Consider the following 14,630-nt stretch of genomic DNA (forward strand, 5'->3'; position numbering starts at 1 on the left):
TGCTGGCCGAACTGAACGCAGCCTCGCGGCTGGACTGGTCCCGCTGCGTGGTCGACTCCTCCCACGTCAGAGCGCTGAAAGGGGGAGCCGCACGGGCCCCTCGCCGGTCGACCGGGGCCGGACAGGCTCGAAACACCACTTGATCACCGACGGGCACGGCACTCCGCTCGCGGTCCTGCTGACCGGCGGCAACCGCAACGACGTCACCCAGCTCCTGCCCCTGCTCGATGCGATCCCGCCGGTCCGTGGCCGCATCGGCCGGCCCCGCCGCAGACCCGACTCGCTCCTCGCGGACCGCGGCTACGACCACGACATCTATCGCGACCAGGTCCGCGCCCGCGGCATCGTCCCGGCGATCGCCCGCCGCGGGACCCGGCACGGCACCGGCCTGGGTACCTACCGCTGGGTGATCGAGCGGACCTTCGCCTGGCTGCACGGCTTCCGGCGCCTGCGGATCCGATGGGAACGCCGGGCCGACATCCACGAAGCGTTCCTCAAACTCGCCTGCTGCCTCATCACCCACCGTCAACTCGCCTCATTGTGTTAGCCGTTGTAAAAGCGGCGCAGGGAGAACGGGGTGCAGCCGGACGGAGGACGCAGAGGCCACGGTACGAGGGCGTGCGAGAGGTGGCTACCGCAATCATCGGCCCGGCCGTCGGGATGTGCCCGTCAGGCCCTTGACCGGGTGCCGCTTCGACGGAGGATGGAGGAAGCGAGCGGGTCTGCGTGGTGAAGTGTGGGCCTCTGACAACTCCGACAGCAGGGAGCGTTTCTTCCTATGACCACACAGCCCGCACGCCGTGAGCGCAGCGGTCCCGAGACCGCCTCGGCCGTGGATGTCTCGCCGTTCAAGCCTTCTCTCGTCAAAGCGGTGTTCAGGGACGTGACCTCGATGCACGTCTCTCGGTCGGCCGCGTGGGCCGCCGCGTCGGTGACGCGGACAGTGCTGACGGATATCATCGACGGCGCGAGGAGAGCGGCGGCGGAGGAGGCCCGCAAGAAGCTGATTCCCGGGGACCTTCTCTCCGCGATCGACCGGAACGTCGAGCTCGAGGTGGGGAACAAGTGGTACGACCACAGCCCGACGTTTCAAGGCATGACCGGTGTCCTGTACGACGCCGAGGGTGTCATCGTGCCTTCTCGTAAGCGCAGCAAGTCGCGCAAACCAAGTGCCGTGGTCGGCGCCCACAGGTTCGAGGCCGGGGTCAAGAAGCTGCTGCGGAGCCAGGGCGCGACGGCCGTCCCAGCGATGGTCCGCGACCTGGACGGAATCGCGAGCGTGTTCCTGACGGACCTCGCCCGGGACGCGGCCATGGTCGTCCGCGAGGGCGGGGCCAAACGTTTCGGTACGGTCACCCCAGTGATGTCGGGCGAACCGGCCCCACCCCCGTTCCTCAAGGATTCCCTCCGGGCCCCGTCCACCCGCAGGGGGGACGGGCGGACCATCGGCAGAGACGACATCCTGGCCGCCACCACGATTCAGTTGCTCGGCGGCAACCTCAGGCAGCGAGCCCTCACCGAAGCACGCGAGGCGACACAGAACACTTCGGCCGGCTGAGCGCGTGCGACCAACATCGCCGCCTGTACCCTCTTCTGCTACCGCAGACTCGCCGAAAGATCGAAAACTGGCGTGTCCCGTGTCTGATATCCCAGCGAATCAGAACCAGCAGTCCGACTCCGATGGCGTACGGTGCACCTTCGCCCAGTACCGGGAGCGAACCGACTCGTCGGCCAGACATCCCGATCACTCGGCCGCCGGGATACGGACCGGTGACGGATCCCCGATCAAAGCGAGCTGCTCAGGCCCTTGGTCAGTCGCACCGAAGGGCGGGACTACTGCCTGCTCTTGCCCAGCGACGGCCGTATCTCGGTGGCCCGCAGCACTGCCTTGGCGGACAGTTGCCGTCGCAGGTGTGCCTTCGAAGCGAACCCGGCATCACGTCGACTGCGGTTCGAGGCGATCCACAGCACGAGGAGGGCGATGCCACAGACGATGACGAGGGCGTACGGGGCGTGGGAGAGGTCTCCGGGAAAGAAGGCCATCACTGAGCTCCGGGCGACGCGAGCAGCGAGGTAGCGCATCCACCGACCGCACAGCCGCGCGAGGGAGGCGTTCGGGCCTGCGCATCGCGGCGGTGCGTGATGGAAGGCGGAGTGCAGTTCCTCTGCCGCTCCACGCACTCCACACGATCGCCCGTGTGCGGATGCGCCACGCCCCCGCACACGGGCCGCTTGACGAGCTAGAGGAGTTTCCGGCCCGAGCCCGCCGCCCCTAGAACGTAGGACCCGCACTGAGCTGGGCGGCAAGGGAAACGAGGACTGTGGCGTCCATGCCGGGCCGGGCGTGGGCTAGCTCGTCCAGCTGTGGGCCACGTCGACCACGACCCGGTCGTGCAGCTGGGTCACGCGGAACGGAAGTCGGGCGCGTACACCGAGGCCGACCTGCGTCTGGCCCTCGAAGGTTCCGCCGAACCGGGTGTCCCGGAAGGTGCGGTACCCGCTGATGTTCACGCCAGGCAGGGCCTCACCCACCTCCCCCGGGTAGGTCGGTACGCCGGCCTCCAGGTCGTAGCTCCACGCGCCGACGCGGATGTCGAGGATCGCCCCGCCGGCAACGGGTATGTACTCGTCCGAGGGGTCCACGTAGAACCGGTCCACGTACTGGACGTGGTAGCTGATCCGGTCGCCGCCGCCGGGCACGTCGAACACGATGCGGTCGTAGCACTCGTGCTGTCCGGTCCTGATGTCCTCCAGGTGATCCGCCCCCATGGTGGCACCACCCTTGGCGCCGCTGCCCCAGCCCGTCGCGCAGGCCACCGCCGCGCGCGGCCCCTCCGCCGGGGCCGCGCCCGCGGTACTCGCCGCCGTCCCCAGCGTGGCGCCCGCGAGCACGAGCACCGCCACTGCCGCTCTGACACGTCGCATCCTGTCCCCCTCGGTCGCGCTTGGTCGCGTAACTCTGATGCCGGGTTAGACGGCCCACGGAACGGAAGGTTGTACGCCAGACAAGGGCAAACAGGGAATCTTGCCGTCTCCAGCTGCCCGGCGCCGCAGCCCCGTGCACGGTGTGCGACCCGGACGCCGACGACGTCGTCCAGTCCGAGCTCACCAGAGTCGTCGACAGAGACCGGACGGCGTCAGCGCCGGCACGCTCCGAGGGTCTGGTCGGCCGTCATGAAGCGGTGCTCCGTCAGCTTCAGCTCGTCGTAGAGGTAGCCGAAGTACTCCGTTTTCGCCGTTCCTGTGAGTACCGCAAAAACGAAGGCGAGACATCCGGTGTCGTGGTGCTCCCACAGCGGGCCGCGTCCCTCGTTGTAGAGCACGGTCCATTCATCGGGGTGCTGTCCAGGCCGTGCCAGCCAGTACAGAAACGCCCCCGTGCCCTCCTCGAACGCCCACGGCAGTACCCGCGCCCCTGCCTCCAGCAGGCCGGCGGGCTTCTCCTCACCCATCTCCCACAGGTCGGCCAGGATCTCGTCCCGTTCCGTCGTCTGCGCATGCAGGTCGCAGTCGCTGTAGGCGGAGTCGGGAACGAGGAGCCAGATCGTGTCGTCGAAGATCCCGTCGCCGTACGTCTCGACGAGCTGCTTGTAGTCCGCGGGCAGAGCCGCACCCAGGGCACGCTCAGCCAGCGCCCAGTCCACCGCGGGTGGCCGTTCGGCGGGCGGGGGGCAGAGGCGAACGAGGGCGTCAAGGGCAATCATGGGACGGACGCTACTGGAACCCCAGCTGGTGCCCGTGAATGGGTCGGCAGGGCCGGAGAGGAACCGTGCCAGGTCCAGCCCAGCTGCCAAAAGCCGGGGTGAAGACCCCGCGTGCTGTAGACCGCCTCGTCCGCAGGGGCAGACGGTGGCCGCCGCCAATCTCATCGGGGCGGCCCGGCCGGTTTCAGCACAGCTGCCCGGGCCCGATGACCGTGAGCGCAGGCTGTCCCAGTTGATCTCGCCGGCCTGAAGGCGTCCTCGACGCTGCCGACCGGCAGGTCGTGCAGCTCGAACTCCTCCGGCAGCCGCCGTCCGTACGCAGCCTGGTCGGCCGGCAGACCGGGCTGATGAACGCCGAGGACCAGCGCGGGCCGCAGGGCGCCAACGCGCGCTGTCGGCGCCGACGCTCGGCCGGGACTGGCATGCTCAAGCCCTGTGGCACCTGTTCAACCGGGCTACACCACTGTCTCCAGACAGCAGTTGCGCGGAACCAGTCGGTGAAGGAGGCGTAACTAGAACAGGCGGTCGGTGGGCTCGTAGCGGAAGGGTGAGTGGTTCTCTTCGAGTAGCTCGCGGGCAGCCGTCCCCAGGCCGAGGACATGGCCCGTCGATGATCGCGTCAACGACAGCCTGAACCCGCCCTCCACCGGACGGGCGTTAGGAACAGTTCGGGAGTCTCAGCGCATGAGCTGTCTCAACGGACGGCTGTCCCTAGATCGCGCTATCAAGCCGGGGCTTGCCGACTCCGCCCCTCAGCGCAGCCGTGGGTCCATCTCCAGCAGCTGTTGGTCGGTGCGGTATAGGCCGCCAGCGAAGTGTTCGATCGCCGAGCGCAGGCGCATGGGGTCGGCGCCGTAGGTACCCAACATTCCCGCGATGACGTAGCGCTGGTCCGGGAGACGTCGGTTGAGCCTTTTGTGGAACCCTGTCGGGCGCGGTGCGTCGGCCTTCAGGCGCACGATGAGCACGTTGGGGACCAGTACGGTCCCCGGCGCCCTGCGCAGTACACCGACGAACTCGACATCCTTCCACGGCATGTGAGCTGAGTGTGTCCCGTGCTCGGTGCCCAACCCGTCGCCGTTGACGACAAGGTCGTAGTGGACGTCTCTTCGAAGCAAGAGCAGGAGGAGGACCAGACCGAGGAAGAGGGCTGTACCGGCAGCGGCGATCAAGGTCGCGAACCACCCCTCGAACAGCACGCCCGTCGCGATGAGCACAGCGAGCATCAGGATGTACAGGACGGTGTCGCGGAGGCGATTGGCCGGCGGGACGGGCGGCTGCTGCCGGAAGCGGATCTCTCCCTCGTTGCCGGTCTGCGGCCCTGCCTGCGGCTGGACGGGGCCACGGACGAGGGCGAGGTCCCCGGCGGCGTTGACGGAGCGCCGCTGCGGCCGCGGCAGCCCCATCCCGTGGAGCACGGTGTCGATGTGCTGGTGGATGTCGTCCAGGGTGAGCGGTTCCGGCTGGTTCAGCGCGTCCAGCAGGGCGGCGGTGAAGGCGCTGTGCCGTTGCCCGGGCGGCGCGTGGGAGGGTGCGGTGGCCGTGGTGGAGGTGAGGGTGTAGGTGCCGCTCACTTCGAGTTGGGCCGACAGCAGGCTGCCCGATTCGGTCATGGCGGCCACCGCGCGGCCGGAGAAGCAGCAGTCCAGCACCAGGACCCGCAGGCGTGCCCGGGCCCGGCCGAGGTAACGCTTGACCAGGTCGGCCGGGACGCCGGTGAAGCCGACATGTCCGGGGTCCGTGGAGGACAGGGCGAGGTGGAGCAGCCCGTCCTCGTCCAGGAGCCCGTGTCCGGTGTAGTAGACGAGCAGCAGGTCGTCTGCCTCGCGTGCGGCTTGGGCGAGTGCCATGCCGACGCTGCGGTGATCGGCTGGATCTGCCAGCACCCGGCAGTGTTCCGGAGGCAGGATTCCGTGTGTCTGATCCGTGAGTGCGGAGCGGAGGTCGGTGAGGTTGGACTTCACGGCGGGAATCGCGGGCAGATCGATGTCGTCGAAGTCGCTGCACCCGATGAGGACCGCCCGGGAAGCGTCACCATCGGGGAAGCGCGGCGCGCTCTGCCTCACTCCTCCTCGCCCTCCAGCAGCTGCCCGACCGCCCCGATCACCGCCTGGGGATCGCTGGTCCGGCGGACCTCCACGGTTACCTCCCGCCCATCGCCGCGGCTCATGTGCACGGTGACGTCTGCACGGCGTTGCACCAGCCAGGTCGACAAGGACCGGGCCAGCACGGCTCCGGCTCCGCCGGAGCCCAGCGCCACCGCCAGCACGTCCAGCGCGGCCCCCATCTGCCCCGGCTGCGTCGTCCGGCCCAGCAGCTCCACCCGGCCGCGCAGCGCCTCTTCCGCGGCCAGCCAATCTCGCAGCGACACCAGATGCGTCTCCGCCTCCGCACCCGGATCGGCGGACAACCGCACCCTCAAGGTGCAGCGTGCAGACGGCGTCTCGCTGTCCTCGCATTTCTCCATGGGGTCATCGTGCCAACAACAGCGACTGAACACCCCGGACACCTCATATCCGTTGGCGCCGGGGCTGCGGAGCGGCCCGCGCATCAGCGTGCCCGGCGGCCAGCCGGTGGGCATCCACGGCCGGCGGCTGACGTCGAAGCGGAGTCGGGGTCGCGGCGCTGCAGCTCCTGACGGAGCCGGGCGAGCGCCCGGTGCAGAGTGCTCTTGACCGTTCCAGGCGCCATGCCGAGGGCGGTGGCCGTCTCCTCTGTGGTCATCTGCTCCCAGTGCCGCAGCACCACGACGCTGCGTTGTTGGGGCGCCAGCACTCGCAGGATGTCCATCAACAGGGCGCGGTGGACCTGCTGCTCGGCGCAGTCCCCGACGGGCGCGTCCGGAAACTGCTCGATGGGGAGCTCCTGCAGCTTCTGGGCCCGCCACCACTCCGTGCGAGTGTTGATCATGACGCGGCGGACATAGGCGTCCGCGAGCTGCTTGTCCACTATGTCATCCCAGCGACCATACGTTCGCAGCAGCGCGGTCTGCAGCAGATCCTGAGCGTCCAGTGGATCGCGGACCAGGCTCCGGGCACTGCGCAGCAGAGCGTCATGCCGCCTACGCACGTACTCGTCGAAGTCCAGCGCCGGGTCAGGGTGTGTACGCGCATGCACGGTTGAATGCCTTTCGTGGATGGCCGTGAACGGCAGGAGAACCGCGGCGCGGCCGATGCATACCCCCGTAAGACATCGGCCGCGCGTCGTGCGGACCAGCGGAGAGGAACTCGTCGCCCGGCTCGCGATGTCCTCTGCATCGGCGAGCCAGGCTCACAGCGGCACGTGCCGGCCTGTCACCCCTCGTGCGACCGCGAGGCCGCACGAGAGAGGCGCGCAGGGTTCAGCTGCAGGTCCGGTAGTCGTAGCCGGCGATCCGTCCGTTGCCGTCACCGTCGTAGAAGTGGTACCGGCCTTGGTCGTCTCGGCTGACGCTGATCACATGTTCGGTGCCGATGTACGTGTCGACGGCTCCGTCGCCGTCTGTGTCCCGCAGCCAGTCGCCCGCCTTCCCGAAGGTCTCCTTTCCGACCACCCCGTCGGGGCTGGACTCCCAGTCGCTCTGCCACGCCTTGGTGGCGTCCTTGGTCTGGGAGCCGAAGACGCCGTCGATGTCCGAGGCGGAGGTGAGGTTGCCGTCCGCCCAAAGGATCTTCTGCCACAGGCAGGTGGCGTTGGAGGCGGTGTTGGTGCCCGTCGACAGGATGCCCTCGTCGTCCCAGTCGTTCGAGAAGGCACCGGCGCCGTAGACGTAGGGTTGACCGCTGTAGGTACCGCTTGCGGAGGCCGGGGAGGCGCTCAGCGCCAAGGTCGCGGCGGTCAACGCGCCGATCGAGCATGCGATCAGCTTGGCCCGCGTCATATGTGAAGTCACAGTGCTGCTCCTTTGTCGTGATCCTGATGGCCTCGAGCCTGCGCGGCGACGAGCAGGGCCGGCGCCGTGCTCGCTGCGGGGCCTTTCGTCATCGAGTTCAGCGGGCCGGGAATTGAATGGGCAGCCGTCTCTGCCGCCCTGATCAATGGCGCCACCGCAGGTCACGCCTCCGGCTGTGCGACGGTGACCGAAGAAGGCGCCTGCTGTTTGCTCTTCCGCCGCGAACGTGCGTAGCGTGCGGGCGATCGCGCCGCGTCCGCGGGGGAAGCGGGACGGGGGAGGTGAGTCGTCCATGGCGGGTCGTCCGGAAAGCCCATTGGATCCAAACGCCGGGCCGGTTCAGCGGTTCGCTGCCGAGTTACGCAAACTCCGGACGGAGGCCGGGAGTCCGACGTACCGGTCGATGGCGCAGCGCACCAGGCAGGGGGCAAGCACGCTGTCGCAGGCTGCTGCGGGAGAGCGGCTGCCGACCCTGCCGGTCGTCCTGGCCTACGTCCAAGCCTGCGGCGGCGAGCAGGAGGAGTGGGAGGCGCGGTGGCGTGCGGCAGCCGCGGAGGAGGCTGCTCGTCCTCGCCCCTCAGACGAAGGTGCGGAGCCTCCCTATCGGGGGCTGGCGCGCTTCGAGCCCCGGGACGCCGACCTGTTCTTCGGCCGCGACCAGCTCACCGACCGCCTGCTCGAACTGACGCGCTCGCGTCGTTTCACTGCTGTCTTCGGTCCGTCGGGCAGCGGCAAATCCTCCCTGCTGCGCGCTGGCCTCATCCCGCGCTTGCGCAGCCTGGAGGCGACCGGCCCGCAGCCAGCCGCCGTACGCGTCCTCACTCCAGGGGACCATCCTCTGCGCGTCCATGAGCAACGGCTGCTGCCGAAGGACGCCGACGGTGAGACGTGGCTGATCGTCGACCAGTTCGAAGAGCTCTACACCCTCTGCACCGACCCGGCGGAGCGCGACCAGTTCATCGACCGACTGCTGATCGCCACCGATGCTGCGAGTCGTCTGCGCGTCGTCATCGCCGTGAGGGCCGACTTCCTCGGCCGCTGCGCCGAACACCCTGCCCTGACCGCCGCGTTACAGGACGCGACCGTGCTGGCCGGACCCATGAGCCGCGACGAGTTACGCGAGGCCATCACCAAACCCGCCCAAGCCGCGGGGATGATCGTGGAGCGAGCCCTGACCGCCCGCATCCTCGACGAGGTCGAAGACGAACCCGGCGCCTTGCCACTGATGTCGCACGCCCTGCTGGAAACCTGGCACCGCCGCAAGGGCCGCGCCCTCACCCAGGAGGCATACGAGGCGGCCGGCGGCCTCCACGGTGCCATCGCCCGCACCGCCGAGGACATCTACAAAGGCTTCAGCCCCGCCCAGTGCGACCTGGTGCGCCGAATCCTTCTGCGTCTGATCAGCCCCGGCGAGGGAGCCCCGGACACTCGCCGCCCCGCCCACAATGCGGAATTCGACTTCGGTGATCCCGCCAACACCAGAACCGTCCTCGAACATCTGGCCCGAGCCCGCCTGATCACCATGGACGATGACGCGGTCGATCTCGCCCATGAAGCACTCCTCACCGCCTGGCCGCGACTGCGTAGCTGGATCGAGGGCGACCGGGAACGTCTCGTCCTGCACCGCCGATTGAGCCAGGACGCCCGGGCCTGGGACGAGCTCGGACGGGATCCGGGCACCTTGTACCGGGGACTACGGCTGGACGCGGCGGAGGAGGCGTTTGCGTCGGAACCTGAGAACGGACTCACCCGCCTCGAATGTGCCTTCCTGGCCGCGAGTCGTGCCAGCAGCAGGAAGCAACGTCACCGGCTGCGAGCCGTAGTCACCTCGATGGCCGTCCTGCTGTGCCTCGCCCTTGTGGCCGGAGTGATTGCCTGGCAGCAAGACAAGGCTAGTCAGCAACAACACACCCAGACAGTCGCTCGCCGGGCTGCTGCGGTCGCCACCAGCTTGCGCTCCTCCGACCCGGCCACGGCGATGCAGCTTGCCGTTGCCGCCTGGAAGACGAGTCATACCCCCGAGACGCGTGCCGCATTGATCGGCGCCATGACCCAGCGGGAGGAAGCACCCTTTGCACCCCCCGCCGATGCTGACGCCCAGCAGTTCTTCAGCGCCGACGGCCGGACCCTGGTCTTTGCCGAAGCGCGTCAGATCGTGGTGTGGGATGTGGCGACGCACCGCAGGATCGGCACCTTCAAAGGTCTGGGTACGCAGGCTGACAACCTTGTTGATATGACCCCTGATGCACGCAGTCTGCTGGTCACCGTGCACGGGGTGGGCCTCAGACTGTGGGACATCCGTCAGGGACGCTTTCGCGGGCATGCGGTCGGGCCGGCCCAGGACCGGCTGCCTGGAAACTGGGCAGGACACCATTTCGGCGCTGACGGCCAGACACTGGTCGTCGGCAACAGAGGCCGGATCGAACTGTGGGACATACGGCATCAACGACGTCTGTTCGTCCGGAAGATCTTGCGTGACACCTTCACCTATATGGCCGCCAGTCCGGACGGACGTCTTCTCGCGTACTGTCCGCAGCATGGCCCGTTGGAATTATGGGATGTACGACGAGACGCACGGCTAGCCAGCGACTGGTTTCCAAAAAAGCTGTGCGTACCAGATCCTCAGGACACTGCTTATGGCATGGAGATCAGCCCGGACGGCCACTCATTGGTTTTCGATGACGGGCAAAGTATCCAGCGGTGGGAGCTTCCCTCGGGCAGGAAGCTTGCAGCCCTCCCGCAGCGCTCGCTGAGCGCATTTTCTTTCAGCAAGGACGGCCGGTTCATCGCCAGTGCCGGCTCCAGTGAAATCCTGCTCTGGCGGGTGAGTCACCCGGAAGCTCCGGTATTACGATATCCGCTGGTCACGCAATCCACGAGCGACCTGCATCTGGACATGGAAAGCCGCGAAATCCGTTACGTCAGCGACAACCTGACAGCAGACACCATCGTGAACTCGCTTGACATGGGACCAACAGCGGACTCTGATTGGCATCAGCAGTCGGCCCGTTATGCAGTCTTCAGCGCCGACGGCACCACCATAGGGCGGGCCTGGAGACACGGGCGCAGCGAACAGTTCGAACTGCGCGATGCAGTCGACGGGCACGTCATCACACGGCCGCCGCGGATCGCCCTCCCGCCCCCGGCTGAGGCGGTTGAGCCAATCGAACTCATGTCACTCAGCGCCAACGGAAAGACGTTCGCATACGGGATGGGAGATATGGAAAATGTCTCATATCCCGACCATATTCAGGTGTGGAGTGTCCCTCAACACCGGGTAATCAACACCTTCTCGATGGCCAGAGTGGACCCGGAATCTGGCCTCACGGGAATGTTGTTGAGTCCGGACGGCAAGAAAATAATGACGACGGAAATGCAGCACAATGGCGTCACCGTCCGTGACGTGCGGAGCGGTAAAACTTTGGAAACTCTCCACTACACCAAAGACGGCACCACAACCGGTGCAGGTGGAGAATTGACGGCTATCACTTCCGACGGGAGGTTGCTGCTCACCAACAGCAGCAAGATGATCAGTTCACGTTCAGGAAGGGAAGCGCTCGACGGTTTCGGTGACGCCGTATTCGCGTTCAGCGCAAACGGAAAATACCTTGCGGTCCAGGACGGAGATGGCCGAGTAGCTCTGTGGGACGGAGCAATCCGCCACCGACTGGGAGTACTCACCGGCAGCTTCAGCAGCGGCCGCCAGGAAGACCTGGAAGGAATAGCCGCACTGGCATTCTCCCATGACGGCAGCACATTGGCAGTGGCAGGATCACAGGGCACGCTGCAGCTGTGGGACGTGGCCTCTCAGCAACCCCTTGGCTCGTCATTACCGACCGCCGGGGACGGAATCCTGTCCGCCGCTTTCAGCCCGGACGACAAGACCGTCTATTCAGCAGGTGAGCATGTGGCCTGGCATAAAAACGTGATCGACCCGGACCAAGTTGCAGCCACCGTCTGCGAACGCGCGGGCGCCCCGCTGTCCCGGGCTGACTGGAAGACGTACCTTCCCGAGATGCCCTACCGTAAGACCTGCTGATTCCTCCCGGCGCGCACCGCCAACCTGACAGACGGAGGGATCGGCCCGTACGGTCCGGATCACTGTTCATCAGCGACCTGACCACGACCATGATCGCCTTCGGCGATTGCCTCATCGGCTGTGGCGATCGCACACAGGCGCGAGCCGTCCTGGACCAAACCAAGGTGCTCCTGACCCAGAACAGGAGCACCATGAATTGCGCGCGACGGGCCGTTCGCTTCCATGGCCTGGGCCAGTCCTTCGAGACTTCGGGGAGCAGCGGCCAGGAAGACGCCTACGCCGAGGCCCTGGCCGTCTACCTGGAAGCCCTGGAGCTGCTCAGCACCCAGACTGAACCCGGTTGCTATGCGACCGTGTTCGAACGCCGATTTCGCGGTGAACCCGTCCAAGTGCACGCAAGTGGCGCCACGCGGTGCTCGGCACGCTACTCACGGCGCATATGTTCGACTGCCTGCGTGACCCCTTCTCCTTCGGCGCATGCTCAGTCGGAGGCGGGGTGAGGGGCGAGTCTTCGGTCGTTGTCGCGCTTCTTCAGGGCCTGGTTCTCGTGGTAGATGTTCGCGGTCACCGTCGCGAGGGCGTCGAGTGTGCCGTTGAGCTGCGTGATCTCGGCTCTCGCCTCACGAAGCTGCTTGCGGAGCTGGGCGATCGTCTCGTCCCGGGTGACCTCGCCGGGGGTGCGGAGGACTGGGCGGGCGACCTTGGCGTTCCACTCGGCGAGGATGTCGTCGGCGCGGTGGACGGTCGCGTGGCTGACCTGGGCTTCTTGGGCGAGGTTCTCCTTGGTGAGGGCGCCGTCGGTGTGCAGGGCTCGCCGGCCAGTAGCCGGGCCATGGCCTCGCGGAGCTTGGTGGCGGTCTTGGCGGACACCGGCATCCGCGGGTGACTCCTTCTTGTCGAAGCGCGCGGGTGATGCGCCGGACGTCGGCAAGACGGATCAGGACGGCTTCGCGGCCGGGTGGGGACAAGGTCGGGTCCTGGGCCTGGGCTCTGGCTGTGAGGTCGTCTTCCTCGGCGATCCAGATCGGAGCGTGTCGTCGGGTGATCACGGAGTTGCGGCAGAGGTCGGGTTGGCAGGCGCCAATCAGGGGGCCGTGGCGCGCTGATCGGCGGGCAGTTCGTTCTGGCACTCGGCCTCCGGGGCGTCGAACATGCAGTGGTCGATGGTTCCCAGGTGGAGGTTGGTGAACTGGGTTGCGAGCAGGGCTGCCTCGGCCTGTTCATCGGCGATCTGCGCCCGTAGGACGGGGTCCGCGTTCATGGTCGAGATGACCGTGTCCAGACCGGCGTGCAGCCGGTCGGCGCCGGGCCCGACCGCGACCTTCTCGCCTGTCCGGCGTGCCCTGAGCAGGTCGACCAACCGGAGAACGGCGTTTGGCGGCTTCGACAGCCTGCCGGTGTGGGAATCGTTGAGCGGCTGGTGCCGGATGAGCTGTGGGAGTTGTTCCAGCGAGTGGTGCCGGAGGCGCCGATCCGGCCTCAAGGTGGCGGTCGGCGCCGACATGGTGACCGGGAAGTGCATGGAGACGGGACTCAAAGATCATCCGGGCAGAAGAGCACGCCGCAGCTCCTTCCCGCGTACGGGTGACGATCCCACTCTGGATCGCTGCGGGCTGATAGGGATGGGGCTCCTGGTCGTTGACCTGCTTTCGAGGAGGCCGAAGATGCCTGCCGGTGTGTGGACGGACGAAGTACTGGACCGGATGCGGCAGAAGGGTGACGGGGCAGGCGACGCCGCAATCACCGAGATCTACGAACTGGGCAGACAGGATGACGTGCGGCAGGCCCTGCGCGGCTTCGACAAGAACAGTGAGGCGCTGCCCGCCACTCTGCCGCCGCGGCTCCAGGACTACTTCGAGGCGACCTCGGTACTACCCCAGTGGGCCGATCCAGCACTGATCGAGCGCGGTCGGGCCCTTCTGGGCCGCTACGAGGCGCTGATCGTCGCGACGCTGCTCTGCAGTTCACTCCCCCTGTGCTACGGGTGCGGTGACGGCGCCGAGGTGCTCGCGCGCTCGCAGCGGCTGACCTCGGGGGTGTACCGCAGGCTGATGGAGACCTCGCAGTTCGTCGTCGACGTCCTCGACGACGGCGGCCTGGGACCGCGGGGGCACGGGCTGCGCTCGGCCCAGAAGATCCGCCTGCTCCACGCCACCATGCGCTACCACGTCAGTCGCCAGGACGACTGGAACCGGGCCTGGGGACTGCCGGTCAACCAGGAGGACCTGGCCGGGACACTGATGAGCTTCTCGATCGTCATCCCCCGGGGGCTGGCGCGCCTCGGCGTCGACCTGCCGCGCCAGGACCGGGACGCGTTCTTCCACGTATGGCGGGTCGTCGGGCATGTCCTGGGCGTCGACCAGCAGCTCAACCCGCCCGCCTTCGACGACGGCGCGGACCTGTTCGACACCATCCTGAAGCGCCAGCAGAAACCGTCGCAGGCCGGCATCACCCTGACCAAGGCGATCCTCGACTTCATCCGCGAGGTACTGCCCGGACCGGCCTTCGCCGGTGCCGGGCCCACCCTCATCCGTCACCTGGCCGGAGACAAGGCCGCCGACCTCGTCAACGTTCCGGCAGCGGACTACACCAAGACCGCGCTCGATGCCGGGTCCGTGATGAACTTCGGCTACGGCAAGACCGGCGACACCGCCCCGCTCGTCGCGAAGGCCGCCAGCGAACTGGGGCTCGCCGTGTTCAAGAACGGCCTGCGCCTGACCAACAAGGGCCGCCGCTACGAATGGCAAGTCCCCACCGGCCTCACGGAACCGGCCTGACGAGGCGCCGCCGCGCTCCCGCCACCACCCGGAGAGTTCCGGCAGGCATCCCACCTGATTCCGGTCGCGATGTGTCCCGTGACAGCGGTGGGTCAGGAGATCATGGACAGGTAGAGGGCGGCATCCGATCGGGCCTCCGGCGACCGTGGGGGGTCACGACGCTCGGCCGGAGAAGTAACCGTGCCTGCTTCAGCGGCGCAATGCAGGTGAAGCGCCGGGCGAGGTCGTCCTCGCACTGA

At 67.5% G+C, this 14,630-nt stretch carries 13 protein-coding genes and 2 pseudogenes; 5 read left to right on the plus strand and 10 right to left on the minus strand.

Features of this window, described 5'->3' with window-relative positions:
• A pseudogene (locus ABZ937_RS25165) lies at positions 1-547 on the plus strand (IS5 family transposase); the annotation flags it as partial.
• Between the two features lie 231 nt (positions 548-778).
• Positions 779-1,558 (plus strand): hypothetical protein, encoded by a 780-nt coding sequence (locus ABZ937_RS25170; protein ID WP_361695511.1) that lies wholly within the window; start codon positions 779-781, stop codon positions 1,556-1,558.
• Between the two features lie 275 nt (positions 1,559-1,833).
• On the opposite strand, the gene ABZ937_RS25175 is transcribed toward ABZ937_RS25170, so the two are convergent.
• The 7 genes from ABZ937_RS25175 to ABZ937_RS25205 all read right to left on the minus strand — a co-directional run bounded on the left by ABZ937_RS25175 (position 1,834) and on the right by ABZ937_RS25205 (position 7,575).
• A complete protein-coding gene (locus ABZ937_RS25175) occupies positions 1,834-2,043 on the minus strand; it encodes a hypothetical protein (protein ID WP_361695513.1) in 210 nt (69 codons plus the stop codon).
• A 306-nt stretch (positions 2,044-2,349) separates the two neighbouring features.
• Complete coding sequence (locus ABZ937_RS25180; protein ID WP_361695515.1) at positions 2,350-2,925, minus strand: hypothetical protein; 576 nt, start codon at positions 2,923-2,925, stop codon at positions 2,350-2,352.
• A gap of 212 nt (positions 2,926-3,137) precedes the next feature.
• Complete coding sequence (locus tag ABZ937_RS25185; RefSeq protein ID WP_361695517.1) at positions 3,138-3,704, minus strand: hypothetical protein; 567 nt, start codon at positions 3,702-3,704, stop codon at positions 3,138-3,140.
• A 752-nt stretch (positions 3,705-4,456) separates the two neighbouring features.
• Positions 4,457-5,770, minus strand: a complete 1,314-nt coding sequence (locus ABZ937_RS25190) for a caspase family protein (protein ID WP_361695519.1) — start codon at positions 5,768-5,770, stop codon at positions 4,457-4,459.
• Entirely contained in the window at positions 5,767-6,171 is a 405-nt protein-coding gene (locus ABZ937_RS25195; protein ID WP_361695521.1) for a hypothetical protein, read from the minus strand. Before ABZ937_RS25195 ends, ABZ937_RS25190 begins: the two co-directional genes overlap by 4 nt.
• An 83-nt stretch (positions 6,172-6,254) precedes the next feature.
• The gene (locus tag ABZ937_RS25200; protein WP_361695523.1) at positions 6,255-6,821 is read right to left on the minus strand and encodes a SigE family RNA polymerase sigma factor; all 567 of its coding nucleotides are present in this window, start codon (positions 6,819-6,821) and stop codon (positions 6,255-6,257) included.
• A gap of 223 nt (positions 6,822-7,044) precedes the next feature.
• Positions 7,045-7,575, minus strand: a complete 531-nt coding sequence (locus ABZ937_RS25205) for a peptidoglycan-binding domain-containing protein (RefSeq protein ID WP_361695525.1) — start codon at positions 7,573-7,575, stop codon at positions 7,045-7,047.
• A 403-nt stretch (positions 7,576-7,978) separates the two neighbouring features.
• Between ABZ937_RS25205 and ABZ937_RS25210 the strand changes: the two genes are divergently transcribed.
• Positions 7,979-11,614 carry a hypothetical protein gene (locus tag ABZ937_RS25210; protein WP_361695527.1) on the plus strand — a complete coding sequence of 1,212 codons (3,636 nt, stop codon included), beginning with the start codon at positions 7,979-7,981 and terminating at the stop codon, positions 11,612-11,614.
• Between the two features lie 59 nt (positions 11,615-11,673).
• On the opposite strand, the gene ABZ937_RS25215 is transcribed toward ABZ937_RS25210, so the two are convergent.
• From ABZ937_RS25215 to ABZ937_RS25225, 3 genes are all read right to left on the minus strand, one after another.
• On the minus strand, positions 11,674-12,003 hold the full coding sequence (locus ABZ937_RS25215; RefSeq protein WP_361695529.1) for a hypothetical protein: 330 nt from the start codon (positions 12,001-12,003) through the stop codon (positions 11,674-11,676).
• Positions 12,004-12,095: 92 nt separating this feature from the next.
• A complete protein-coding gene (locus ABZ937_RS25220; protein ID WP_361695531.1) occupies positions 12,096-12,545 on the minus strand; it encodes a hypothetical protein in 450 nt (149 codons plus the stop codon).
• A gap of 153 nt (positions 12,546-12,698) precedes the next feature.
• A complete protein-coding gene (locus tag ABZ937_RS25225; protein ID WP_361695533.1) occupies positions 12,699-12,974 on the minus strand; it encodes a hypothetical protein in 276 nt (91 codons plus the stop codon).
• A 39-nt stretch (positions 12,975-13,013) separates the two neighbouring features.
• Between ABZ937_RS25225 and ABZ937_RS25230 the strand changes: the two are divergent.
• A pseudogene (locus tag ABZ937_RS25230) lies at positions 13,014-13,133 on the plus strand (IS5/IS1182 family transposase); the annotation flags it as partial.
• A gap of 145 nt (positions 13,134-13,278) precedes the next feature.
• Complete coding sequence (locus tag ABZ937_RS25235; RefSeq protein ID WP_361695535.1) at positions 13,279-14,391, plus strand: oxygenase MpaB family protein; 1,113 nt, start codon at positions 13,279-13,281, stop codon at positions 14,389-14,391.
• The last annotated feature ends 239 nt before the right edge of the window (positions 14,392-14,630 follow it).

The sequence above is a fragment of the Streptomyces sp. NPDC046727 genome, from assembly GCF_040645635.1.
Taxonomy (GTDB): domain Bacteria; phylum Actinomycetota; class Actinomycetes; order Streptomycetales; family Streptomycetaceae; genus Streptomyces.